The organism is Vibrio sp. D173a, from assembly GCF_030248475.1.
Genome location: NZ_JAHGAH010000240.1, coordinates 1 through 25259, shown reverse-complemented (window position 1 = coordinate 25259; position 25259 = coordinate 1). Strand labels below are relative to the sequence as shown.

22 protein-coding genes and 1 pseudogene are annotated in these 25259 nt (G+C 45.8%); 19 read left to right on the top strand and 4 right to left on the bottom strand.

Features of this window, described 5'->3' with window-relative positions; translation table 11 throughout:
* Positions 1-3 precede the first annotated feature (3 nt).
* From hisD to KIV40_RS21600, 4 genes are all read left to right on the top strand, one after another.
* Complete coding sequence (gene hisD / locus KIV40_RS21615) at positions 4-1296, top strand: histidinol dehydrogenase (protein WP_285351250.1); 1293 nt, start codon at positions 4-6, stop codon at positions 1294-1296.
* A 1-nt stretch (position 1297) separates the two neighbouring features.
* Positions 1298-2032, top strand: a complete 735-nt coding sequence (locus tag KIV40_RS21610) for an SDR family oxidoreductase (protein ID WP_285351249.1) — start codon at positions 1298-1300, stop codon at positions 2030-2032.
* 100 nt (positions 2033-2132) lie between these two features.
* Positions 2133-3137 (top strand): cupin domain-containing protein, encoded by a 1005-nt coding sequence (locus KIV40_RS21605; protein ID WP_285351244.1) that lies wholly within the window; start codon positions 2133-2135, stop codon positions 3135-3137.
* A gap of 1 nt (position 3138) precedes the next feature.
* Positions 3139-3858 carry an alpha/beta hydrolase gene (locus KIV40_RS21600; RefSeq protein ID WP_285351242.1) on the top strand — a complete coding sequence of 240 codons (720 nt, stop codon included), beginning with the start codon at positions 3139-3141 and terminating at the stop codon, positions 3856-3858.
* 100 nt (positions 3859-3958) lie between these two features.
* Here the strand turns inward: KIV40_RS21600 and KIV40_RS21595 are convergent, their stop codons facing one another.
* On the bottom strand, positions 3959-4420 hold the full coding sequence (locus KIV40_RS21595; RefSeq protein WP_180825159.1) for a DUF417 family protein: 462 nt from the start codon (positions 4418-4420) through the stop codon (positions 3959-3961).
* A gap of 131 nt (positions 4421-4551) precedes the next feature.
* Between KIV40_RS21595 and KIV40_RS21590 the strand changes: the two genes are divergently transcribed.
* The 5 genes from KIV40_RS21590 to KIV40_RS21570 all read left to right on the top strand — a co-directional run bounded on the left by KIV40_RS21590 (position 4552) and on the right by KIV40_RS21570 (position 8933).
* Positions 4552-5028 carry a GNAT family N-acetyltransferase gene (locus tag KIV40_RS21590; protein WP_285351240.1) on the top strand — a complete coding sequence of 159 codons (477 nt, stop codon included), beginning with the start codon at positions 4552-4554 and terminating at the stop codon, positions 5026-5028.
* A complete protein-coding gene (locus tag KIV40_RS21585; RefSeq protein WP_285351239.1) occupies positions 5025-5504 on the top strand; it encodes a GNAT family N-acetyltransferase in 480 nt (159 codons plus the stop codon). The genes KIV40_RS21590 and KIV40_RS21585 overlap by 4 nt, the downstream gene beginning before the upstream one ends.
* Before the next feature lie 209 nt (positions 5505-5713).
* Positions 5714-7132 carry an SLC13 family permease gene (locus tag KIV40_RS21580; protein ID WP_285351237.1) on the top strand — a complete coding sequence of 473 codons (1419 nt, stop codon included), beginning with the start codon at positions 5714-5716 and terminating at the stop codon, positions 7130-7132.
* A 3-nt stretch (positions 7133-7135) separates the two neighbouring features.
* Complete coding sequence (locus KIV40_RS21575) at positions 7136-8473, top strand: ATP-binding protein (protein WP_285351236.1); 1338 nt, start codon at positions 7136-7138, stop codon at positions 8471-8473.
* Complete coding sequence (locus tag KIV40_RS21570; RefSeq protein ID WP_038889456.1) at positions 8460-8933, top strand: response regulator; 474 nt, start codon at positions 8460-8462, stop codon at positions 8931-8933. Before KIV40_RS21575 ends, KIV40_RS21570 begins: the two co-directional genes overlap by 14 nt.
* 89 nt (positions 8934-9022) lie before the next feature.
* On the opposite strand, the gene KIV40_RS21565 is transcribed toward KIV40_RS21570, so the two are convergent.
* Positions 9023-10729: a bifunctional diguanylate cyclase/phosphodiesterase gene (locus KIV40_RS21565; RefSeq protein ID WP_285351234.1), complete on the bottom strand. Its 1707-nt coding sequence runs from the start codon at positions 10727-10729 to the stop codon at positions 9023-9025.
* 460 nt (positions 10730-11189) lie between these two features.
* Between KIV40_RS21565 and KIV40_RS21560 the strand changes: the two genes are divergently transcribed.
* The 4 genes from KIV40_RS21560 (at position 11190) to KIV40_RS21545 (ending at position 16003) form a co-directional block, all read left to right on the top strand.
* Positions 11190-12401 carry an HD-GYP domain-containing protein gene (locus tag KIV40_RS21560; protein WP_285351232.1) on the top strand — a complete coding sequence of 404 codons (1212 nt, stop codon included), beginning with the start codon at positions 11190-11192 and terminating at the stop codon, positions 12399-12401.
* A 339-nt stretch (positions 12402-12740) separates the two neighbouring features.
* A complete protein-coding gene (locus KIV40_RS21555; protein ID WP_285351230.1) occupies positions 12741-13367 on the top strand; it encodes a LysE family translocator in 627 nt (208 codons plus the stop codon).
* A gap of 188 nt (positions 13368-13555) precedes the next feature.
* Complete coding sequence (locus KIV40_RS21550) at positions 13556-15100, top strand: YjjI family glycine radical enzyme (RefSeq protein WP_285351228.1); 1545 nt, start codon at positions 13556-13558, stop codon at positions 15098-15100.
* A 21-nt stretch (positions 15101-15121) separates the two neighbouring features.
* Positions 15122-16003 carry a YjjW family glycine radical enzyme activase gene (locus KIV40_RS21545; protein WP_285351227.1) on the top strand — a complete coding sequence of 294 codons (882 nt, stop codon included), beginning with the start codon at positions 15122-15124 and terminating at the stop codon, positions 16001-16003.
* Between the two features lie 16 nt (positions 16004-16019).
* Here KIV40_RS21545 and KIV40_RS21540 read toward each other — a convergent pair whose 3' ends face one another.
* A complete protein-coding gene (locus tag KIV40_RS21540) occupies positions 16020-16976 on the bottom strand; it encodes a LysR family transcriptional regulator (protein WP_005434030.1) in 957 nt (318 codons plus the stop codon).
* A 330-nt stretch (positions 16977-17306) separates the two neighbouring features.
* Between KIV40_RS21540 and KIV40_RS21535 the strand changes: the two genes are divergently transcribed.
* Both KIV40_RS21535 and KIV40_RS21530 read left to right on the top strand, forming a co-directional pair.
* Positions 17307-18074 carry a TerC family protein gene (locus tag KIV40_RS21535; RefSeq protein WP_162091959.1) on the top strand — a complete coding sequence of 256 codons (768 nt, stop codon included), beginning with the start codon at positions 17307-17309 and terminating at the stop codon, positions 18072-18074.
* 168 nt (positions 18075-18242) lie between these two features.
* Entirely contained in the window at positions 18243-18845 is a 603-nt protein-coding gene (locus tag KIV40_RS21530) for a 2OG-Fe(II) oxygenase (RefSeq protein ID WP_285351224.1), read from the top strand.
* A gap of 80 nt (positions 18846-18925) precedes the next feature.
* Here the strand turns inward: KIV40_RS21530 and KIV40_RS21525 are convergent, their stop codons facing one another.
* Positions 18926-20197 carry an HD domain-containing phosphohydrolase gene (locus KIV40_RS21525; protein ID WP_285351222.1) on the bottom strand — a complete coding sequence of 424 codons (1272 nt, stop codon included), beginning with the start codon at positions 20195-20197 and terminating at the stop codon, positions 18926-18928.
* Positions 20198-20490: 293 nt separating this feature from the next.
* Here KIV40_RS21525 and KIV40_RS21520 point away from each other — a divergent pair, with 293 nt between their 5' ends.
* From KIV40_RS21520 to KIV40_RS21505, 4 genes and pseudogenes are all read left to right on the top strand, one after another.
* The gene (locus tag KIV40_RS21520) at positions 20491-21123 is read left to right on the top strand and encodes an SDR family NAD(P)-dependent oxidoreductase (protein WP_105065382.1); all 633 of its coding nucleotides are present in this window, start codon (positions 20491-20493) and stop codon (positions 21121-21123) included.
* Positions 21124-21303: 180 nt separating this feature from the next.
* Positions 21304-22497, top strand: a complete 1194-nt coding sequence (locus tag KIV40_RS21515) for an iron-containing alcohol dehydrogenase (protein ID WP_285351219.1) — start codon at positions 21304-21306, stop codon at positions 22495-22497.
* A 173-nt stretch (positions 22498-22670) separates the two neighbouring features.
* On the top strand, positions 22671-23876 hold the full coding sequence (locus KIV40_RS21510) for an aromatic amino acid transport family protein (RefSeq protein ID WP_285351218.1): 1206 nt from the start codon (positions 22671-22673) through the stop codon (positions 23874-23876).
* Positions 23877-24135: 259 nt separating this feature from the next.
* Positions 24136-25137, top strand: a pseudogene (locus tag KIV40_RS21505) (HD-GYP domain-containing protein); the annotation flags it as partial.
* Positions 25138-25259 lie beyond the last annotated feature (122 nt).

Here is a 25259-nt window from a genome sequence, read left to right as displayed (position 1 = left end):
CCAATGGCACGCATTTTAAAAAACGGAATCACTGAAGAAGCATCAGCATCAAACGACGCAAAAGTGCGTCAGATTGTCGAAAACATTCTTGCTGATATTGAATCGAAAGGTGATAGCGCTGTACGTGAGTTGTCTGAAAAATTTGATAACTGGTCGCCGGAGCAATTCCGCTTATCAGAAGAGCAGATCCAAGCCTGTGTGGATGCGCTTGATGAATCGACTCGACACGATATCGAGTTCGCTCAACAACAAGTTCGAAACTTTGCTCAAATTCAACGTGACTCAATGAAAGACGTCGAAGTAGAAACCATGCCTGGTGTGGTACTGGGGCATAAGAATATTCCAGTAAACAGCGTGGGTTGTTACATCCCTGGCGGTAAATACCCATTGGTTGCATCCGCTCACATGAGTGTATTGACGGCGAAAGTAGCGGGCGTAAAACGTGTTATTGCTTGTGCGCCTCCGTTTAATGGTCAGCCAAATGTCGCGATTGTCGCTGCGATGGCAATGGCGGGTGCAGATGAAATCTACTGCTTCGGTGGTGTTCAGGCGGTAGGAGCTATGGCATTGGGCACGGAGACTATTGCGTCAGTCGATATGATTGTAGGGCCGGGTAACGCATTTGTGGCAGAGGCGAAACGTCAGTTGTTTGGTCGCGTTGGTATCGACTTGTTTGCAGGCCCAACGGAAACCTTAGTCATTGCTGATGAGAAAGGCTGTGACCCAGAATTGGCAGCGGCGGACTTGCTTGGTCAGGCCGAGCATGGTTACAACTCTCCAGCTGTCTTGTTGACCAACAGCGAGACATTTGCACAAGAGACCATCAAAGAGATTGAACGTCAGTTAACCATTCTCCCAACGGCTGAAGTTGCGGGTAAAGCGTGGGCAGATTATGGACAAGTGATCGTATGCGATAGCTACGAAGAAATGGTGGAAGTGGCAGACGATATCGCTTCTGAACACGTACAAGTGATGACAGAAGATCCTAAATACTTCCTAGATAACATGACCAACTACGGTGCCTTGTTCCTAGGTCGTGAAACCAACGTCTCTTACGGCGACAAATGTATTGGTACCAACCATACACTGCCAACGAAGAAAGCGGCGCGATACACCGGTGGTCTTTGGGTAGGTAAGTTCATCAAGACTTGTACTTACCAGCGTGTAACGGAAGCGGCATCCTTAAAAGTCGGTGAATACTGCTCTCGCTTGTGTGCACTAGAAGGTTTTGCAGGTCACAAAGAGCAAGCGGATATTCGTGTACGCCGATACAAAGGCAAAGTGGAAGAGGCGTAATATGTCGAAACTTGCCTTAGTAACAGGCGGCAGTGGCGGACTGGGTGCCGCCATTTGTCGCAAGCTAGCTCAATCTGGATATCGCGTAATTCTGACTTACAACAGTAATCAGAAAGCAGCCGACGACGTGCTTTCTTCGTTACCACGTAACGAGCATTTGGCATTCAAACTGAACGTGGCAGATTCGGGTGAGATTGAGCAGCTTAAACATCAAGTCAGTGAAATGAGCGACAAGCTAGATTTGTTGGTCAATTGTGCGGGGATGACGAAGTTTGTCACGCATGCCGATCTGCAAAGTTTGGATGACCAACTGTTTGATCAAATTTTCCAAGTGAACGTCCGTGCGCCTTTTGCAATGGTTCGAGCGTTTGAGCCTTTGCTCAAGCAAGCCAATGGTTGTGTGGTGAACATTACTTCTATCGCGGCACAGACTGCGATGGGCAGCAACATTGCTTATTGTGCGAGTAAATCTGCCGCAGAAAACATGACCCGTTCTTTAGCTCGCGCTTTGTCTCCCGAGATTCGCGTTTTGGCGGTAGCGCCTGGGCTTGTCGACACCGAATTTGTCAAAGGCTTGGACGATGCTTGGCGTAACCAACAAGAACAATCCACGCCGCTCAAGCGTTTAGCCAATGATAAAGAGGTTGCTCAAGCCGTGTACGCCGCGGCAGAGGTTCTGACCTTCTCGACAGGCAATACCATTGCGGTTGATGGCGGTCGACCTCTAGGACTGTAACTAACGCTCGGTTTGTCACTAACAGTCGTTTTGTAACTAACAGTCGGTTTGTAATTAACAATTCAAGGCTAGGTTTAAACAAGGACAACAAGGATTTCCTATGACTCTACAAACAAAAATGAATGACAATCTGGTCCGCTATATGGAGCTGATTCCGGGTACCAGTGCGTTTATCGATGCGCGTACACCTGGCAGTGATCTGAAAGATAACTTCTGCATTATCGGTGCAGGGGTGGCAGAGAGCAGCCGTCAACACGTTCACATTCGTGATACTGCGGGCTTTAACATTGGTGCGGCAGGCCAACCGCCGGGCATCAAAAATTCATTGCACTCTCATCGTACCGCTGAACTTTTCTTGGTTTTCAAAGGCCAATTCCGTTTTTATTGGGGGAACGATGGTGAACACGAGGCGGTGCTGTCTCATGGCGATGTCATCTCTATTCCAACCAATCTCTTCCGTGGTTTTGAGGTGGTTGGCCGTGATTACGGGTTTATGTTCTCGGTACTTGGCGGCGACAATTCTGGTGGTGGTGTTATTTGGCATCCAAACGTTATCAAAGACAGCCAAGGCCACGGTTTGTACTTGAAAGCGGATGGCACTTTGGTGGACACCATTGATGGCGATGCGGTGCCAAATGAGTCTGAGCTGATGCCACTTCTTACCAAAGAGGAACTAGCCAAGTTCGATACTTACACCACAGAAGAGATGATGCCGTTCGTCGCTCTGCAAAAAGATTATCGTGCAATCAAAGGCGACTTCAGTGCCAGCAACGTCAAGCAATATGCGGTAACTGGTCACCCTTTAGCGGGCTATGATTTCCAAGTGAAGAGTGAAGATGAAGTGAGCATCATGGCTTATGAGCTTTCTGAAGGTGGCTCGATTCCTCAACATTGCCGAGAAGAAAAACAAGTGCTGATCAATTTTGATGGTGATACGGAAGTGGTTCTCACGCATCAAGGCGAACAAGCGAATGTTGTTTTAACGCGCGGTGATGTGCTGAATGTTCCAGAAGGTGCGTCTTACTCGCTGACGAACTTGCGTGGTAATAGTTTGACGTATTGCATTCTTGGTTCTGATCAACCAAAGCCGCTGACAGGAGCATAAGATGACGCAATCCACCTCACTCGTTTGGCTGCCCGGACTACTTTGTGATGGCACATTGTTTGAGGACATCAATCAAATGATGCCAAGTTGGATCGCTCCGCAATGCCCGACACTGGCGTCAATGCCTTCAATGGAAGAGTTGGCGCAGAAAGTGTTGCAAGATGCACCGCAAGAGTTTGTGCTCGGTGGCTTATCGATGGGTGGGATTCTTGCCTTTGAGGTTTACCGCCAAGCGCCAGATAGAGTCAGAGGTTTGGTGCTCATGGACACCAACGCGGCGGATGAAAAGCTAGAGGTGACACAAAAGCGCGACGCACTGGTTAGTCGAGCGTTAAGTGGTGAATTTGAACGCATTACGCCTGATACTCTAATGCCAGTGCTGATTCATCCTAGCCGTTTGCAAGACAAAGCGTTAACTGAGCGTATAGAAGGCATGGCTATCAATGTGGGTTTGGAAGCGTTTGAAGCACATGCCAAAGCGCTAGCCACTCGCCCAGATGCTCGACCTTTATTGGCGGATATTCAGGTGCCGACTTTGGTAATAACAGGTAAACAAGATCTTCTTTGTCCGATCGATAATCACCTTGAAATGGCGCGCCATATTAATGATGTTGCGTTGCACGTAATACCAGATTGCGGGCACCTCTCTTCGATGGAAGCGCCAGAAAAAGTGGCTCAGATTATCTCAAACTGGCTGGAGCTAAATCGAGCCAAATTCTAGTGTTTTACTCCGTTCTTAAATCTTCAAAGCTCTTCTAAACAAAAAGCGCCATATCGTCATGGCGCTTTCTCTTTTCTATCTCTCGATACTTTTCCTAAAACTAGGCGATAACTGGCGTCAAACTTGGTTTGTTTCGCTCAACCACACTGATCGAAATCGCTAAAAACAGAATGTCTTTCACAAGGAAAAAGTTCGCAATCAAAACGCCGTCGGAAACTTTCCACGTATTTGGTGTCGTAACTAGGAAGCTCAGTGTCGCGAGGAAGATAACGCTTGCAGCGATACCAGAGTAGTAGGCAACCGTTGGTTTTTTCAATCCAACCAATAGGCCGAGTGCTACGATGATTTCGGTTAAGCCAATGATATTAGATACAGCTTGAACGGAAATGATGCCATATAGCCAAGACATGGCAGGGTGATTAACCACCAAAGGTTCAATTAATTTGGCTTCAGTTGGGGTGAATTTATAAATACCTAACCAGATAAGAACAAGGGCAACGCCAAATACGCCAAGGTAGTAACCAAATTGTGTCGGTTTTTGGGAAACAGATGATGCATGCATAATAACTTCTCCTATAAAAGCATGTTTTCAAATGACCGACAGTTGAATTATAAAATTCTTGAATTTATGGTTATATAAAATAACTAATGTCTATATAGCAAAAAGACGAAGAATAAAAAGGATTGGCTTAGATGGAATTTATTCCTGTAGATTTATCACGTCATTTGGGTTTGTGTATCGCGTTTCGAAAAGATGCGTACCAAGTCAGTTTTGGTCATCAAAATGTGTTTGATACCCAAGAAATCACCTCTTGGTTTACGTCGATTGCGGAAGATCCCCAAGCAGGGTTCTTTCATGTCATCAAAGACAATCAAATCGTTGGGCAGTTGGAGTGTCGATATCCAGTTTTAGACGAGGAAGGACGTAAATTCGGTTACATCAATTTGTTCTATTTATTGCCCGAATTCCGTAATCAAGGGCTCGGTAGGCAACTGCAAGATTTTCTACTTAAACTTTTTGTCAATCACGGCTGCGGGTATGCGAGACTGAGGTATATTCCCGGAAATGACGCAGGTGAACGTTTCTATTACAAAAATGGTTGGCGTCCGGTGGGAGCTCCTGGTGACCGTGGGCAATTAATGCAGATCGATTTATTGGAGTACATATGATCACAATTCGTGACTTTCAAGAAGAAGATGCCCCTACACTCTGGGCACTTTTCTTTAACACAGTGCGAAACGTTAATCGCAGAGATTACACCGAGCAACAGGTGAAGGCTTGGGCGCAGGAGGGGTTTGACTCTCAGCTTTGGTTAAAGAAGATGATATCTATCCAGCCGTTTGTCGCTGAGCTAGATGGTGTCATCGTTGGCTACAGTGATGTGCAGCCAAGCGGGTTAGTCGACCACTTTTTCTGCCATCATGAATACCAAGGGCAAGGTGTAGGGCGCGCATTGATGACTCATGTACTCAAACAAGCAGCAGCAAAAGGGCTGGATAGGATCTATTCAGAAGTGAGTATTACCGCTCGTCCTTTTTATGAGCACATGGGTTTTACTGTGGTGAATGAGCAGCAAATCGAAGTCCGTGGTGCTACGTTAACCAACTATGTAATGGAGAGGCACTTAGACAAAAAGGATGTGTGATCAATAAATAATCCTCGCTCAATTAGTGAGCTTGAACACAGATACCGCATGTTTTCTGCGGTGAATAAGAGTTCATTGATCTAACACCAGAATTCCTCCTCAAAAGCGCGCGCATAATTTCTCTTCGGAGTGGCGAAAGGAAGCCAGTTAAAACAGCTCCTTACGTCAGTTCTCTCACGGCAAACCATCTCAGGAAGAGAAGTAGTACTATGCGCCCTTATCTCAAATACATCATCCCAACGGTGAGCCCTTTGCTCATTTTGCTGATGCCACTATCAGCGTTTCCATTCGAAGGTATGACCATCATTCAGCAGCGCGTTATCGCCATATTTTTGCTTGCTGCACTCTGTTGGGTATTTGAACCTATCCCAATTTATGCCACCTCTATGGTGATCATCGTGCTTGAGTTGTTGCTCGTTTCCAATAAGGGCATCATTTTCTTTCGGCTTGATGAGGGAGAACCTCATTTTGGTGAGTTGCTGCAATACAGTGACATCATGGCGACGTTCGCCAGCCCAATCATCATGCTGTTCTTAGGTGGATTCTTCCTCGCGATGGCGGCAACCAAGTATCGATTGGACGTCAACTTAGCGCGCGTACTGCTTAAACCGTTCGGACAAAACCCGAAATACGTCATGCTGGGCTTAATGTTGATTACGGCAATCTTCTCGATGTTCATGTCGAACACAGCAACGACGGCGATGATGTTGTCGATCTTGACGCCAGTTATCGCGGTGTTTGGCCCGAAAGATCCTGGACGCATTGCGTTTGCGTTGTGTATCCCTGTCGCGGCAAACATCGGCGGTATTGGTACTCCAATTGGTACGCCACCGAACGCGATTGCGCTTAAATACCTAGTGGGCGACAACCTCATTACCTTCGGTGAATGGATGGTATTTGGCGTGCCGTTTGTCATTGTGATGATGGCGCTAGCGTGGTTCCTGATCGATTTTCTCTACAAAGCTGAGACGACCAAAATTGACCTCAACATCAAGAGTAAATTCTTGAAAACACCGAAAGCCATCATTGTGTACATCACGTTTGCAGGCACGATTCTGCTCTGGTTGATGGGCTCAGCGCACGGCATGAACTCATACACGGTAGCGTTGATTCCGGTCGCAGTATTTTCACTGACGGGCATCATCAACAAAGAAGACCTGAAGAAGATCTCTTGGGATGTGCTTTGGTTGGTATCTGGCGGTATCGCGTTGGGTCTTGCATTAGATAAGACAGGTTTAGCAAGGCTGGTGGTTCACAGCATTCCATTCGATGAATTCTCACCTTATGTTGTGCTGTTCGGTGCGGCATTCTTATGTTTGCTGATGGCAAACTTTATGTCTCATACCGCGACAGCGAACTTGCTGATGCCAATTATGGCGGCGCTCGGCACTTCAATGGCATCGTTAACACCGCTCGGCGGTGAAGTGACGTTGATTCTTGTGGTGACCTTTGCGGCATCACTTGGTATGTCTCTGCCAATCAGTACGCCACCAAACGCGTTGGCTCACGCTACTGGCCATGTGCAAAGCAATCAAATGGCGCGCGTCGGTGTCGTGTTAGGTGTGGTGGGTGTGTTGCTGAGTTTCTTGATGGTGTGGATCCTTCACACCGTAGGGCACATTGGTTAAGCCATGTACGAGAGCAAATTAGATACGCTGGTAGAGCGTTACTTCAATCATATCGAGCGTCGCATCACGGTGTCGGCAGGCTCGGTATTGATTGAGCAAAACGGCTACAACGAGCGGCTCTATTACGTATTGTCTGGCGAGCTTGCTGGCTATTTCTCTGAGGATGGTAAAAAGCAGACTCAGGTGTTTGCGGCATCTAAGGGGGCATTTATTGGTGTGCACAGTTTCTTCTCTGGAACGTGGACTGCTTCTTCAACGGTGATTGCCCAAACGGACGTTGAGTTAGCGTGGATTGAGCGCAATACGCCAGCGGTAGAAGCGGGTAAGTTCGGGCCTTTAACCGCGCAGTTTATGCCGGTGATGGTCAACGAGCTTTCTCGTCGTCAGCGCCGAGCGATGCAAGAAGCGTTAGGCAAAGAGAAGGCATTGCAAAAACTGCATACCGCAGAACAAATGACGACACTTGGTCAACTTGCTGCAGGTATTGCGCATGAGCTTAACAATGCTATTGGTGTGGTGAGCAGTAAGTCAGAGCGCTTAGAATCGGTGATCATGGGATTGCTTGAAGAGGTGCATCCTGAAGCGAGCCAGTTTTTTGATTTTGGATTGATGCAAGGGCAAAAAATCTCATCGAGTGAAGCAAGAACACGAGGACGACATTTCGAGAAATATTACGGTCTGCCTAAAGATTTAGCCCGTGAGTTAGCTCGTGCTGTCCCGACCGATTACCTTAACGAGCACTGGTTAAAGCGCCCAGAAGAAGCGATTCGTTACTGGCAGATGGGGCGTGATTTGCACGATCTGCGCATTGCTTCAAAACACACCGTTGGCATCGTGAAATCAGTGAAACAGCTAGGTCGTACAGACATTGATAAGGAAGAAGGACTCAGAGTCAACGATTCGATAAACCAAGCGCTTGCTTTGCTACAAAGCGATTTAAGACGTGTCGGTGTGCGTTTTAGTCCGGCTGATTTACCTCTGTTTGTAGGCTCGCAAACCGAACTGGTGCAGATTTGGGTCAACATTTTAAAGAACGCTTGCGATGCGATGAGAGAAACGGACTCGCCAGCGATAGAGATACAAACACGCGTGAGCAAAAATAAGATCTTGGTAACCATTGCGAACAACGGTCCCGAGATTGATGAAGCCACACGCAGAAAGATTTTCCGACCAAACTTCACGACCAAGAAAGGTGGGTTGTCGTTTGGCTTAGGGCTAGGGCTGTCGATCGTGAAGCGCATTGTGGCGGGCTATAACGGTTCGATTGCAGTGAAAAGCGACAGCGAAAAAACCATATTTAGAATTAAACTACCGGTAGAGGACGAACATGGACAAGCTTAATTTAATTTGCGTTGATGACCAGCGAGAGGTGTTAAGCGCGGTTCTGCAAGACTTACAGTCGTTAAGCCAGTGGCTCAACATTGAAGATTGCGAGTCTGCCGATGAAGTACTTGAATTAATGGATGAGTTGGACGCAGAAGGCGAGATGATTGCGTTGATCATTTCTGACCACGTGATGCCGGGTAAAACCGGTGTTGAGCTGCTAACAGAGATTTCCAAAGACAGCCGATTTATTCGTACGCGCAAAGTCCTGCTTACCGGGCAGGCGACGCATACGGACACCATCAATGCGATTAATTCTGCGGGTATCGACCGTTATTTCGAGAAGCCTTGGCAGGCAGAGCAGTTGGTAGAGTGTGTGAGAAATTTAGTCACCAAGTACATCTTCGATATGGGTTTAGACTACACCCAATACCACGAGCACTTGGATCAGAATGTTGTGTTTGACCGCCTGAGATAACCGCTGAAAACGATAAAAACTGAGCTAGAACACTCGCTAGCTCAGTTAGATTTTGTCGTAGTTTACGAAGCTATTGGCTTAAAAAGAAACTATTGGCTTAACGTGTATCGGCTTGCGCTTGCCACTGACAGGGGCTTTGAGAACCAATAACCTTGCAGATAATCCACGCCCATTTCAGCAAAGAAATCACACATCTTCGCGTCTTCAATGCCTTCAATCACCACTTCGATATTTTGTTCACGACACATGGTGATCAAGAACTTCAAATACTCACGAGAAGAACGGTTGGTCAGGGTTTTCCACGCCATCGATTTATCGATCTTAATTTGTGTCATCGGCAAATCGAAGAAGCAGTTTAATGAGCTGTAGCCTGCACCAAAATCATCCATAGACAGTGAAAAACCAAGCTCTCGTAGTGTGTTCAAAGGTGCAATGGCAGCTTGGTTGTTATCCAGAATAAAGGTCTCGGTAAGCTCAAGTACAATGGCTTGAGGCTCGATGCCTACTTGGTCCGCCATTGCTTTTATTTTGCTTGGGAACTCACTGTTTAACAGCTGCAATACAGACACGTTCACATTCACGCGAACTTGATTTTGATAGCGTTCTCGATAGCTCTTAATGAACTTACATGCCTTCTCAAACACTTGGTAGCCAAGCTCAACAATCAAGCCTTTGTTTTCTGCTACAGGGATAAACTCATCCGGGTAGATTTCGCCAAACTCTTTGCTGCGCCAACGTACCAAAGATTCGAAACTCACGACTTGCAGATCGGATGCACTGACGATTGGCTGGAACTTGACACTTAGCGTTCTCTCTTCGAGTGCGTTTTTCAAACCTTGCTCGATAAAGAAATAACGATCCACAGCATACTGAGTTTTCTGACTGTACACCGCGATGCGGTCTTTGTTTTTCTCGTTCGCGTATTGGCAAGTGCGCGCTGCTTTGCGAACGATTTCTTCGGCGGAATGCTCAGGGTCAACACAAGGGTATAGGCCAATGCTGATATTGCTGCCTAAGTATTGACCTTTTTCAACCACCGCATCGTGATAATTCCGCTTGATGGTTTTTGCGTAAATTTGCAGCTCTTCAAGCGGCACTTCATCAAGCACTAAAATCGCAAAGTCATCGTCGTGGACTCGATAGACGGTACAGTTTGGAGAAGGTAGGTGGCTTAAGGTTTGCAGCAGCTTCTCGACCAAGCCGTCGACAAGCTCACTGCCGTATTGGTTAAGGTAAGATTTGATTTCTTCAATCTGAATGTAAAAAATCGACGCATGAGTGCTCTTGGATTCGATTAACTCATTAATATTCAAAAGCAAGTGCGCACGGTTTGCCATGCCTGATGCATTATCATGAAATGCCACTTGGTGAATATAGCTTTCCATTAACTTTCGTTCAGAAATATCTCGATGGCTGCCGACCATGTAGTGACCGTGCTCGGTTTCTTTGGTCATTGCCACACCTTCAATCCAAACATATTGACCGTTTGGTTTGCGAAGGCGATAGGTGGTTGTCACACGTTCGTTGTTGGTATTGATGTGGGCGTCAACACGTTTCGATAAGCGCTCTCTGTCTAACGGATGCACCAACTCTAGCCATTGGTCGAGGTTGACGCGTCCTGCGTTGATACCGAACTGCTCATAAAAGCATTGGTTGTAAAAAACCATACTACCGAACTCGTCCATGTAGAAGAGCCCTTCATTAAACACATCGAAGATATGAATGAAGCGTTGCTCAACGATCTGCAGAAACTCACGATCGTGCTCTGAAATGATTTGATCAACCTTGTTGGTCAAGATACTGCCTCCGCAATCCAATTTGCTGTGGAGATGAGTAAATAAATCGGGCTACACGCAAATGACATATTTTTGAAGTTTGTCCTTCTACACTGCAAATGAAACAAGTTGAACCAGATGGAAAGTCTGTTTTGTAAACGAGTCTAAAAGTTTCTGTGCAAAAGAATAATTATTAGAGTATTGCGACTAATAATCGGCATTTATAAAACTTAGTCAACAGTAAATACTATTTGTATTAAGAAGTTATTGATTCATCACCCAAAATGCCTAAATAGTCTTCATCTGTGTTGATTGTTTGAACTATCTCCATAAATTAAATATGGTCTATTGCACTTTTGATGTCTCTTTTATTGACCTAAGACTCATTAATTTTAAATGATAGTGAATTCTTATAACAGTGAATGGTCAGATCTCTTATAATGCGTTTGCTAAATAATAAATGTTAACAAAGTTTCATGATATGCAGTACAAACCAGAAGACTCAATTAAGATAGCAATCGCGGATGTCGGTGTCGGAATGTTCGTCACTGCCATTGAGCAGAACAAACGCGTCAATCTTGCGAATGCTGGCCGGGTTTCAAGCGAGCAGGGCATCAAAAAGTTACAGGCGAGCGGTGTGAAGTACGTTTGGGTCGATCAGAAACTTTCAGCACAACAGTGCGTCTTCAAGCCAGTCGAAGAAGAACACGATGTTACCTTGTCTGCCTCAGAAATCACGACGTCACCCAAAATCCAACGCGCTTTTCGATCTCGTGAAGCACAGCATAAGCGTGCGAAAAAGTTGATCGCAGAAGCGAAAGGGTTAGCTCAGAAGCTCCTAAACCAAACGTTTGAAGGTAAACTCATCGAGGTCAACGAGATTGAATCGTGGGCCGATGACATGATCGAGAGTGTTTTCATCGACTCTGATGCGCTTCAATGTGTCTCTGCATTACGCCAGAAAGACAGCTACTTGCTTGAGCATTCGGTAAACGTGGCATGCTTGTTGGTTTCTTTCGGTAAGCATTTAGGCTTAGATAAAGACACGCTCAAGCAGTTGGCGATCGGCGGCATCATTCATGATGTAGGTAAAATCAAAGTCGATGACGAGATCTTACATAAGCCTGCGCGTTTAACGCCTGAAGAGTTTGAACACATGAAACTTCACCAAGTATTTGCTGGTGAAATCATCTTGGGCGTAAAGGGCTTAAGTGATGTCAGTCGAGACGTATGTTTGATGCATCACGAAAAACTGGATGGTACGGGTTATCCACGTGGCTTATCTGGTGAACAAATCCCCATGCACGGTCGCATGAGTTGTATTGTCGATATTTACGATGCATTGACCGCAGATCGTGTTTATAAAAAGGGTATGAGTTCAGCGGAAGCGTTTAAAATCCTATTGAGTTTGACCCCGTTCCACCTTGATCCTGATTTGGTGTACAAGTTCATAAACTGCATTGGCGTATACCCTGTCGGTTCGATTGTCCAATTGAGCGATGGACGAGTCGGCATTGTGTGGACTTCCAACGATTCTCAGCCGCTGAAGCCAATCGTGAAGTGTTTCTACTCACGTAAATACAAGCGTTACATCGATGTCGCGATGGTGGATTTAAAAAGCAGTTCGTATTCGGTTGAGAAGGCGATAGCGCCGTCATCGTTAGAAGTGGATCCAAAACCTTTCTACGACTAACACAGGATAACCTCACACTTAGTCGTGTTTGTGAGCAATTTTGTTGAATAAGTAATCACTTTACACGATTGCATATTCCCAGTATGTTGATTGCATAACTAGACAGTTCAAAGTGACCTAGTTGAGAGATAAACGAAGGCGTGTTTTCTACTTTGGCTTTTTGCCGAGACTCTTTACTCTGATTGCTTTGTTGAAGGGCTTGTTTGGCTGTTAATCTGTTCAGTTATGAACCGAATGATGTGGTACTTTTCTATAAAACGTTTCATGGATTGAAATGCAGATTGAAGTCGTTATTCCACGTAATTCACCCATTCATCCGTACATTGGAAAGGAGCGCCAATGCAACTCGATACTTGGATCTACTATACCCTCGCGATACTTGTTCTGACCGCCTCTCCAGGCCCTAGCTCGTTACTTTGCTTGAGCAAAGGCGTCAGCAGCGGCTTTCGCCAAGCGTTTGTGACTGCGCTTGGCAGTTTAACCGCGATTACTATCATTCTTACTCTGTCTTTCACCGGCCTTGGTGTTGTGATTGCTTCTTCAGAGTTCGTATTTAACATCATCAAATGGTGTGGTGCGGCGTATCTTATTTGGCTTGGTATTCAGGCGTTACGCTCAAAACAAACCGACTTTTCGCAAGCCAAACCGGAACAAGCGTCTTCTGATTATTTTAGTGCGTTTAGCAGTGGGTTTATAGTTGGAGCAAGTAACCCTAAAGCGATTGTGTTCTTCACCGCGCTGTTTCCCCAGTTTATTGACCCTTCTGCATCGCTATTCACTCAATACATGATCTTTGCTAGCACCTTTGTCGTGTTTGAACTGAGTTGGTTAACTTTTTACGGCTTACTGGGAGTGAAGACATCGAATTGGCTATTTGCCAAGGGAAGAGCCAAGTTGTTTAATCGTCTGACTGGTGGTGTTTTCATCAGTGCGGGTTTAGCTTTATCGACCGAGCACAGAAGTTAAAAACGTGGATCAACCGAAACTATTAAATAGTAAGCTAAATTAGAAAAACCTTATTTCCAAAATGGAAATTGACGTTTTTGTTTTTTTCATTAGTGGCAAAGAGTCCTGAGGCGTAGAATTCAACCTACCCTTTAGAGGTATAAGCTCGAAAGGGTGTATCCGTTGTATTTTCTTCAGGAACATCTTAGATGACTCAAAGCCTTTCTGATCTTCAGCAGCGCTTCCTTGCTATCGCGACAGATAGCAATTTGTCACCAAAGCAGAAATCGAACTTTCTTGCTTTGGAAGCGGAAGCCACTATTCCATATATGACTATCTCTGATGAGGTAAACCAAGCAATGCAGCAAGGCGTCATATGTGACATGTTTGAAGGTCACGCGCCGTTTAAGCCGCGCTATGTTTTGCCAGATTACGCAAAATTTCTTTCTCAAGGTTCTGAATACTTGGAGTTAGATCCAGCAGAAGATTTTGATGATGCGATCAACATGTTGACCATCATTTACCATCATGTGCCTTCGGTAACCAACATTCCGGTTTACCTTGGTCAGTTGGATGATGTGCTCATGCCTTATGTCGGTGATCTTACTGACGAGCAGATTTACAAAAAACTGAAACACTTCTGGATTATGCTGGAGCGCACATTACCAGACGCGTTCATGCACGTGAACATTGGTCCGACGGACAACATTATTTGTCGTACGATTTTGAAAGTAGACGCTGAGCTAAAACAGATCGCGCCAAACCTAACGTTCATTTACGACGAAGCCGTCACACCAGACGATCTGTTAAAACAAGCAACGCAAAACATTTGTGAGTGCAGCAAGCCACACATTGCGAATTACCCAATGCACGCGAACGCGTACGAAGGTGCTCGCTTTGGTATCGTGAGTTGCTACAACTCTCTGCCGTTGGCTGGTGGTTCAAACACACTTGTGCGTATGAATCTTAAAGAAGCGGCGAATCGTGCAGACAACTGTGATGACTTCTTCATCAACGTGCTGCCGGAATACCACGGTTTGATGGTTGAGCTGATGGATGCCCGAGCTTCACACTTGCATGAGAAATCTGAGTTCTTTAAAGGCTTCCTGACTCAAGAAGGTTTGATTGAAGAATCTCGTTTTGCGCCAATGTATGGCATCTACGGTATGGCAGAAGCGGTAAACGTGTTGCTAGAAAAAGAGGGCAATGCGAGCCGTTACGGCCAAGATGCTGTTGCAAACGAGTTAGGTCATAACATCTCCGCTAAATTGGCTGAATTGGTAGAAAACACGCCAGTGAAGTTTGGCCTAGAAGGCAAAGCATTACTGCATGCCCAAGGTGGAATTAGCCTTGACTTGGATGTGACACCAGGCGTTCGAATTCCTTATGGCAACGAACCTGATCCTGTGTCTTATGTACAGGCAACGGCAGGGCATCACCAGTACTATCGTTCTGGCATCAGCGACATTCTGACCATCGACGAAACGGTGAAATCAAACCCTGAAGCGATGTTCAACCTTTGTAAAGGTGCGCTAAACGCAGGCTACCGTGAGTTCACGGCAAACGTTGCTTCAAATGACTTGGTTCGCGTAACAGGTTATATGGTGAAGCTGTCTGATATCGCGAAATACGATGCGGAAGGCTCACGTACCAATACCACATTCCTAGGCGCAGAAGCGGCGAAGAACACCGGTATTTTAGGGCGTTCACCACGCGTGGTGAGCCACGAAATGTCACCAACTTACGTTAAGTAACGAGTGACAAACAAGAATAAGATGACTAGACGATCGGTAAACCTCTTGGCTAAGGTCACTCGAATCCTTCCGTTCTCTTGTGTTGATGGACCGGGAAGCCGTCTAGTCATCTTTCTACAGGGTTGTAACTATCAGTGCATCAACTGTCACAATCCGCACACCATCAATCACTGTAATCATTGTGGTGATTGTGTGAGCGAGTGTCCGGTTGGCGCGCTGAAGTTCGACGAAAGCAACAACGTTGTTTGGCTTAAAGAGGAGTGCACCCACTGCGATCGTTGTACAGAGATATGTCAGCACCAATCTAATCCAAAAATTACTGACTACTCTGTGGAGGCAATGCTCGATTTGATACGCAAACAGCGCTTTTTTGTTAGCGGTGTTACTGTATCCGGTGGGGAATCTACCTTACAGCTTCCTTTCATTATTGCGCTGTTTAAAGGTATTAAGCAGGACCCTGAATTACAGCATCTCACTTGTTTCATCGATAGCAATGGGTCTTTATCGACCTCGGGTTGGGAAAGAGTGCTGCCGTATATGGATGGGGCGATGATCGACCTAAAATCTTGGCAAACTGATACGCACCATTGGTTAGTCGGACGTGACAATCATCGTGTGTTTCAAACCATTCAATACCTAGCGCAAGTAGACAAGCTTTATGAAGTACGATTACTGCATATTCCCGGAAAAAGTGATTTAGATACTGAGGTCATGATGCTGGGGCATTATCTGCAAGCGCTGCCAGAATCAGTCAACATTCGCCTGAACGCGTTTCAACATCACGGCGTGGTTGGTGAGGCGCAAGAATGGGAGAAATGCTCTAAGGATGAAATGGAACGCTTTCACGCTCGATTAAGTCAGTTTGTCAGCAGACCAATGACCATGCCATCGGTCTACGTGTAGCGCCGCAGAGATAACTTTAGAGTTTGTTTACTCTTGGTTTGCTGCATCCTCCCAAGGTTTCACACGCCTTAAGCACTTGCTGTTGTAGCCATCTTAAAGCGGGATCGTTAAGACTCGCTTTATTCCACACCAAACTGTACGCCACTTGCCCGTACTCGAATGGCAAAGGTCTTTCTACCAAGCCATTCGCCTGCAGTGCCATTTGCGCCCAAAGTTTTGAACAAGTGAACAGATAATCGGAGTGATGACACATTACTGCGGCTGAACCAAAGTCCGCCACATGCATCGCGACACTGCGCTTGGCGTAGCGCTGAGTTAAGTTCTGTTCAAAGTAGGGTTGAGATAAGTCTTTATCGTGAATGCCGATGTGTCTTGCGCACAAATAGTTTTCTACCGAGAGTTCTTCTTTTGCCAATGGGTTGTTACCGCCCATCAGGCAGATCATTTCATCCTCTAGAATCGTCTGCCATACCAAGTCTTTGTTGTGGGTTGGTGGCTGGCTGATGTCGTGCGGCAGAATCAAAAAGTCGACTTGCCCGCGGATCAGAGAATCGAAGCTCATTTGTTCTTTCGCATAGACGTTCAATTGCGCTCTACTGCCCATCTGTTGAGACAGGTTTTGCAGCATAGGGGCGAAGATCTCAAAGGTGCTTTCACGCATTGCTAATGAGAACCGGCCTTCGTAATACGCGGGATTAAATGAGCCTTGGTAAAGCAAACCATTCATGCTGGAAAGAATGCCGTGCACTGAAGGACCGATGTTCAATGCAAACGGAGTTGGGACTAAACGAGTGCCATCGCGGTAAAAAAGGTCATCTTTTAGAATGTCACGCAATTGGCTGAGCGTTTTACTCACGCTGGAAGGGGTCACGCAAAGTTGTTCCGCTGCCTGAGTAACGCTGTGTGTCGTGAGCAGCATGTGCAATACAGTAAGGTGTTTAAGGCTAATGCGTGAGAGTGTTATGTAATCCATTCGCAAGACTAATTCGTGTGATTTTGTCCAGTATATCAGTATGAAACAATTTTTTACTATTGTAGAAACACGGAAAATCAGGCGTTTCTTTTCGTGTTCTATATAAACATTTGGCTCAACTCGGCACCTGATGGGGTGAACGAAGGCAATAACCTTTAGAGTACGAAAGGTGGCTGACATAAGCCTGACAAAATAAGGGATTGCGAAGGAATAGGAGAGGTGATTTACTCAGCTTTCCTAAGTAACAGAGGTTTAAATAAACTTAATGGACGACCCCTTTAGTCGACTGAACAATTCATCGTATGGCTTCCAATCACCGGAGGCGTACTCATGTTAGAACTTTTCATGCAACCAGAAGCGTGGGCTATCTTCGCTACCTTGTTTGCTCTTGAAGTTGTCTTAGGCGTTGATAACGTCGTATTCATCTCCGTTCTGTGTGAACGATTACCGCAACACAAGCGTAAACTTGCCCGAAATCTAGGTATTGGCCTAGCGGTGATGGCGCGTATTGTTTTGGTGTTCTCGATCTCTTGGATCATGCAGCTTACCCAGCCATTAATCAGCTTTAGCGACTACGCGTTTACTGGTCGTGATTTGATTATGATTACGGGTGGTGCATTCCTACTAGCTAAAAGCTTGAAAGAGTTGTGGAGTTGGTTAACGCACACTGAACACGGTCACTCGACTCATGTTCGTACTGGTTTGGCTGTGGTTCTGCTTCAGATCGTTGCGGTTGATGCTGTGTTCTCGATGGACTCGGTGATTACTGCGGTTGGTCTAACGAGCGAAGTGCCAATCATGGTAGCGGCGATCATTTCGTCAGCGATTGTGATGGTGTTGACGGCGGAGAAAATCAACAACCTAGTGACGCGTTACCCGGGCTTTAAGACACTTGCACTGCTGTTCCTTGTATTGCTAGGTGGTCTGTTGATGGCAGAAGGTTTTGCAATTCACATCAACAAAGGTTACGTGTACTTCGCGATGGCGTTTGGTCTAGTGTTGGAAATGTGTCATATCCAGCTTAAGAAAAAACAACGCCCAGTGATTCAACGAATTCGTCCTATTCGACCTCGTTCTATTGCGCTTCAAACTCGATAATTGAAACGCAGCAATTGAACCTATTAGAGCCGCTCACGAGAGCGGCTTTTTTACGCCTGCATTCCGCGATTTATGTGGATTTGTCGTGTCGATAGAAAATGGAATTTGTTGTTGTAGCACGAATTTCTTATATAGACCGCCCAAACTTATTCGAGTGAACAAAATAGAATGAACAAACTGATCGACGCGTTATCGACGCACGGATACTACATCTGGGATGATCTTATTTCTCAAGAGGAAGTGGCTGAGCTGCGTGACTGTATTCCTGATGATTGGAAGAAAGCACGTATTGGTCGTAACGACGACGTGACTCGTATTGAAACCATTCGTAGTGACAAGATCCAATGGTTGAAGCGCGACATGGGCGCGCCAGTGGCGTCTTTCTTAGACAAGATGGAAGAGATCCGTTTAGAAGCAAACCGCCACTTTTTCCTTGGTTTGTTTGAGTACGAAGCGCACTTCGCGAAATACGAGAAAGGTGATTTCTACCAAAAACACCTCGATTGCTTCAAAGGCAATGAAAACCGCCGTCTAACAACGGTGTTTTACATGAACGAATCGTGGAGCGAAGAGGACGCTGGTGAGTTGGTGGTATACGACTTGAATGACAATGAGATCGCGAAGATTCCACCGCGTTCAGGTCGTCTATTCGTGTTCTTGTCTGAGCAATTCCCACACGAAGTATTGCCGACAAACGCGGAGCGATTCAGTATCGCAGGTTGGTTCCGTATTAACGGAGTAAAAGACAACCAACTTGATATTGCACACTAACCCACGCGTTTATCAGGACTGTTTTAATAACAAGGGGACACCAATGCGGTGTCTCTTCGTTTATCTTCTGACTCGCAATCTTAGCCGTAAAGTCCAGTCGAAAGCTCATAGCACGCTTGCATGTCTGAACATAACACTTGATAGACAGCTGAGCACAGCTTTCCTGATTCGACTTGTTCATCCATGATGATGGCAATTTCTTGTTGCGTCATGCGTCCACGGTAGGGGCGGTCTTGAGAAAGCGCTTGAAAGACATCGGCAACGGCAATGATACGTGAAGGGACGTCCAAGTCTTCTCCGGTTTTATGATAAGGGTAACCTGTACCGTCTAAGCGCTCATGATGATTGGAAGCCCACTCGGCAATTTTGGCGTTAGGAAAGACTTTGTGTAGGGCGAGTTCAGTATCAATCGTATGACGTTTGATGCGTGTGTACTCTCGCTCGTTTAATGGACCTTCTTTGTGAAGGATCTCATCAGGCGTTTTGAGTTTGCCAATATCGTGAACGAGCCCTGCAATAAAGATCATCTCCTGTTCGTGCTCATTCAGTCCCACTTTCTTTGCTAAGTAGCGTGATAGCTCCGCCACTTTCTGTGAGTGTTGGTAAGTGAATGGGCTTTTGGCATCCACAATGCGTGCTAAGAACAAGCCCAAGCTGTTCATGTCCTCAATGGTTAACTGTTTCTGTAACCAGTCGATGTTCTCAAATTGAAGCCCTATCGTTTCGATGTGCTCAGATTCCATTGCAAACCAAAATGCATCCGTCATGACCAGCTTAACCATGGCGTCGCACATATGCGGGTTAAACAACGTGTCTGCGTTAGCTATGACGCACTCGGCAATCAATTCTTCATGCAAAGTGACAAGATCACTGTGGCAGTTGGAAACGTAGCGAGCGCGCATAAAATCGAGACGATCAGAGAGATAAAGCAGAGCCGCGACGTCTTTTTCAAATGCCGGAATATCGATGTGTTCGAGCTCTTTCCAGTGAGTATGATGATAAAGAATTGGGGTGGCGAATTGAGAGAGTAGTCGACATTGCTTGAGGGTATGGTAGCCGCGAATGCAGTGGGCTTTTGCATCTTGGGGGACGAGCTGTTCAAGTAGCATGGTATGTTCACGTGTTTCGGAAACTCCGCAGTCGTGAACCATACCGGCAAAGTAACAGAACTCTGCTTTATTCTCGGCCCAACCCAGTTCCAGCGCGCATTGGTAGGCAATATAAGCGACGAGATGGCTATGATGTGTATCGTCAACGCCTACGTAATCTAACGCACGCGCCACCCAGATAAGGGCTTGTTTTAGGTCGACTTCAAATCCCGAAGAAGAATCGGAGTAGGAAGGTTGCTTCATTGTAATTACCGACGTTTTTACTCGCCTGTGCTGATTTTATTTTGATGTTTTTAGCGGAATGCGACAGCGAATTAATACCTAAAAAGGGTGCACATGGCTTCGTTATAGTTATGTTGGGAATCATACCGCTTGTCGCACGTAAAATTCATCTCAAGCTCGCCACTCTTAGTCATTTCTTTGAACTACTTATTGATTTCGAAAGATTTCTTTTGGTTTGATTGACTTCCTTTGAAAACCACATAAATAGTGATGTAAAGTATTCTCATTATCATGTTGTGTCGTAAAGGTAAGTTATGAAAAGAGTCGTAGTGTGGGGTGCAAGTAGCGGCCTTGGTTTGGCAGTTGCTAAGTATTTTGCAGAAAAAGGTGCAGAAGTTGTCGGTGTCGCGAGAAATCCAGACAAAAGCCCAGAACTGAAGGTGATTTGTCAGTCAACGTTTGCATGTGATGCCACGGTTTCTGAAGAGGTTGACCGCGTCGTTGAGCAGCTCGATCAAGAAGATATCATCATTAGTACGATGGGCAGCTACCGTGCAGACATTCCGGTAGATTACCTTGGCCATCGTCACCTTATTGATGCTGCCTGTAAAGCATCGCTCAAGCGTTTTGTACTAGTGACGTCACTTGGTTGCGGTGATAGCTGGAAATACCTTTCTGACCGTTCTAAAGCGGGGTTTGGCGGTGTAGTGCGGGAGAAATCCTTGGCGGAAGCATGGCTACAAACCAGCGACTTGAATTACACCATTATTCGTCCCGGTGGCTTGAAAGATGGCGAAGTAACAGGCAATGGTGTGTTGGTTGAACCTAAAGAAGTGCATGGTTTGGTATACCGTCAAGAAGTGGCTCGGTTGATTTTTGAGATGCTTGAAAAAGGCGAGGGAAGTGGGGAGATCTTCCATTGTGTCGACCCTGAATTGACGTACTAAGTCCGTAATTGAATCATTCCTAAAACAGGGACAGTGTTTCGGCATTGTCCCTGTTTGTGTTTAGGTTTTTCGTGTTTCTACGATCAAGTACTTTGATTGAAAGGTGATTCTGTGACCTTACCAGTTCGAGTTGGTTAAAAAAGCATCTAGAATGAATGCTCAAAAACAAAAGGACTGTGTATGTTGAAACATCTGCTTTATCGCGGTTACACCAATGGATTGAAGGTAGCCGCCTACGTTCTCCCTTTTCCTAAACCGACCTTGTTCTCGGGTCCTGATTGCCTTCATGAATTGACAGAAGCGATTGCTGATCTTGGATTCAAAAAGCTACTCCTCGTCACCGATGAAGGGTTAGTAAAAATAGGAATAGCAGGACAAGTTATTGAAAGCGCAAAAGCCAGAGGTTTAGACGTTGCATTGTTTTCTGAGGTAAAACCAGACCCCACACACGATCAAGTTGAGAATGGTTTAGCGATGTATCTCGATTCGGGGTGTGACGCCATTTTAGCGCTTGGCGGAGGATCGGCCATGGATTGTGCCAAAGTCATTGCAGCCAGAGTCACCAACAAGAAATCCATTAAGAAACTCGCTGGTCTCTTTCGAGTGTGGAGAACGCCTGCTCCTTTATTCGTGATTCCGACGACATCGGGTACTGGGTCGGAAGTGACGATTGCTGCGGTGGTCTCTGAACCAGATACCCACCACAAAACGCCATTAATGGATCCGAAGTTAGTGCCTTTGATGGCGGCATTGGATTCGAATTTGCTGGTTGGTTTGCCTGCGAAGATAACGGCTGATACAGGTATTGATGCGTTAACACATGCGGTAGAAGCTTACATTTCTCGCAACGCGACGATGGAAACCAAAGCGTATTCTGTTGCTGCTATCAAACTGATATTCAAATTCTTACCTCGTGCTGTCGAACAGGGCAGTGACACTCAAGCTCGACACAAAATGGCAATGGCGTCTTACTATGCGGGTTTAGCCTTTACCAAAGCGAGTCTTGGTTACGTACACGCATTCGCGCACAACTTGGGGGCTAAGTATGGCTTGCCTCATGGCATGGCAAATGGTCTTGCTTTATTGCCTGTCCTTCGATTTTCTTTCTCTGAGATTGAGTCACAACTGACCGAGCTAAGCGAAGCCCTGATAGGAACGCAAAGTGGGTATGTGCCTAACGCCCAAGACTTCTTAGATAGACTGGAGGGGTTGTATACCGAGATTGGCATCGAGCAAACCTCGTCACTGTTGCAAGCGTCTGACACCAACGAATTAGTGACTTTGATTCTCAAAGAAGCGCATTGGAGCTACCCAGTGCCTAAGTTTATGAATGAAGAAGAGTGCGCCCAATTACTTGCGGAAATCAGAGCTTAGATATGGCTGTATAAAATAATTTACACCTGTGGGTTTTTATCCTTACACTTTGCTTGATCTTATTAGAAAGATCCTACAGAATCGTCATCATTCCAAATATGGTGTTAGGTTTGGTGTGCCGTTGCCCGATCTGATGCTGATAAATCTTATTAAGCTGTAAAGATAAATATACAATGAGTCGATCTAAAGTGTTTGGTAGCACCCTGATTATCGCAGGGACTACAATAGGTGCTGGTATGCTGGCACTTCCTCTTGCCTCTGCTGGCATTGGCTTCTCAACGTCTCTGATCATTATGTTAGGGCTGTGGGCATTAATGGCGTTTACGGCGCTATTGATGCTTGAGCTCCACCAATATGCGGACAGCAGCGCAACCCTTCATACTCTGGCGAAGCAAATTCTTGGTCAGAAGGGCAAGTGGGTTGCGAGCTTTGCGATGCTGTTCTTGTTCTACTCATTGTGTGCTGCTTACATCGCTGGTGGCGGCGCTCAGTTCGGTGACCGTCTAACAGAATGGTTTGGTCTGGATATTTCAGGCTCCACTTCTACCATCATCTTTACTCTTATTGTCACTATGGTTGTGACGGTTGGCACCGGAACGGTAGACAAGGTAAACCGAGTGCTGTTTGGTCTAAAGATGGTGACCATGATTGCAGTATTGTCATTCCTAGCGCCAAACGTAACCGAATCTTACTTACTGAGCATGCCAATTGAACAAGGCCTTATCGTTGTAGCGATTCCAGTCATCTTTACCTCTTTTGGTTTCCACGGCAGCATCCCTGCGATTGTTAACTACCTAGATGGCGACACTTCGTCTCTACGTAAAGCGATTATCGTTGGTTCGACGATTCCACTTGTGATCTACATTTTTTGGCAAATCGTAACCCTGGGTGTTGTAAGCCAAGATACCTTGATTGAAAACGGCGGTTTGAGCGCGCTGATTGGTCAATTGTCTCAAACTGTTCACCAGTCAAATCTTGGTAGTGTGGTAGGCGTATTTGCTGACCTTGCGCTTCTGACGTCTTTCCTAGGTGTGAGTTTGGGTCTGTTTGAGTTCTTGGGTGACACAATCAAAGGTGACAGTGAAAAGCCAAATCGTCTAATCGCTGCAGTGGTGACTTTTACACCGCCACTAGGTTTTGCATTGTTCTACCCACAAGGATTCATCATGGCACTAGGTTACGCAGCGATTGCGTTGGCTATTCTTGCAATCTTCCTACCGCTAGTGATGGTCGTGAAGGTGCGTCGCTCTGATGAGTTTACTGGCGAATACCGCGTGGCGGGTGGACAGGGAGCTCTATTAGTAACGGGCATTGCCGGCACGGGCATCGTGATGGCGCAGCTACTTATTACTTTGGGTGTACTTCCTGCGTTGGGTTAATCACCAAGCGAATTGATATTGAAAAACTTATCTTGTATTAAAAAGCCAGTGTACGAAAGTGCGCTGGTTTTTTTGATCTGGGTTAAATTACCGTAGAATATTCGGTGAAAAGATTGGCGAAAAACTGTTTTTATTTCGTACACTTAAGTTGTGGTATGTCGATAATTTAGGTGGAGAAAAGCCGCTCTAATCACATCAAATACGCTGACTTTAATGAGCCTTTTCTTCTGATTTCTCTACATTGGTGTGGAGGTGAAGTATGGCGCACCGAAGTTTTTACCCGTTTGCAAAACCGCTCAATGAGCAAATGCAGACTTTAAAGAACAGGATGCAGGCACATTTACCGTGTGTTGATAGGGTGTCTTTTGCGAAGTATCACCCTAAAAAAGGCATGCTTAAATCTTTTGCCGAAAGTGAATTCGACACTTGGTGTTTGGCTCATCACGAAGCGCCACTTCGTAAACTTCATAACTTGAGCATTGCTGCTGACAATGCCATTCCTCGTCTTGTTAACGATCTCTACGACATCAAACACTTTTCGCGCATTCAAACCTTATTGAAAGAGGGGTATCACTCGTCTGTTGCGATCCCTTGTTACGACCGTCAAAGCTTCACTGGCTTCGTCTTTCTCAATTCTATTCAGCCTAATGCGTTCAGTGTAGAAGCGTTGAATGGGTTAAAGCCTTACTTTGAAATGGTTCAGTTCGCAGTGGAGTCTGAAGACCATGTCGTTAACGCTATCGAGCTGTTAGCGGAAAGAATGCAGTGCTTGATGCCAGGTTATTCACCAGAGGTTTACTCGCACAGCAAACGAATGGGCATGTACGCTCAATTGATTGCCACCCAACTTGCTGATACATACCAATTCAGTGATGAGGTTGTGGAGCAAATTGGCATGTTCACTCGTTATCATGCTCTAAGCGACATTGAGCTTCCGGCAGATATCGTGTGCAATCGTCGTTGTGTGAATGCAGAACAAGAAGCGTTGTTAACGGAGCACATTGAGCAATGTGTGGAATCAGCAGATAACATTGTGGCAAGAATCGGCAATCCGGTTCATCCGAGTGTCACTTTGTTCCAACAAATCATTTCTTACCAACATGAAAACCTAGATGGCTCTGGTTATCCGCACGGGCTTGAGCATTCAGGTATTCCAATCGCTGCGCAAATAGCAGCCGTCACCAATGTGTTTGATGTCATGACCACTCATCATCCATATCGTCAAGCGTGGTCAATTCCGTACGCCTTGATACTCATTGAGCCTTCTCCTCCAACTTAGCCTCTCGACTAAGCTGGAAGGCAACGAAACCCAAAATGGAGAAGACTCTATGAGATTCTATAACAACCAGCATAACCATTACTGTGGCATTGATCTGCATGCTC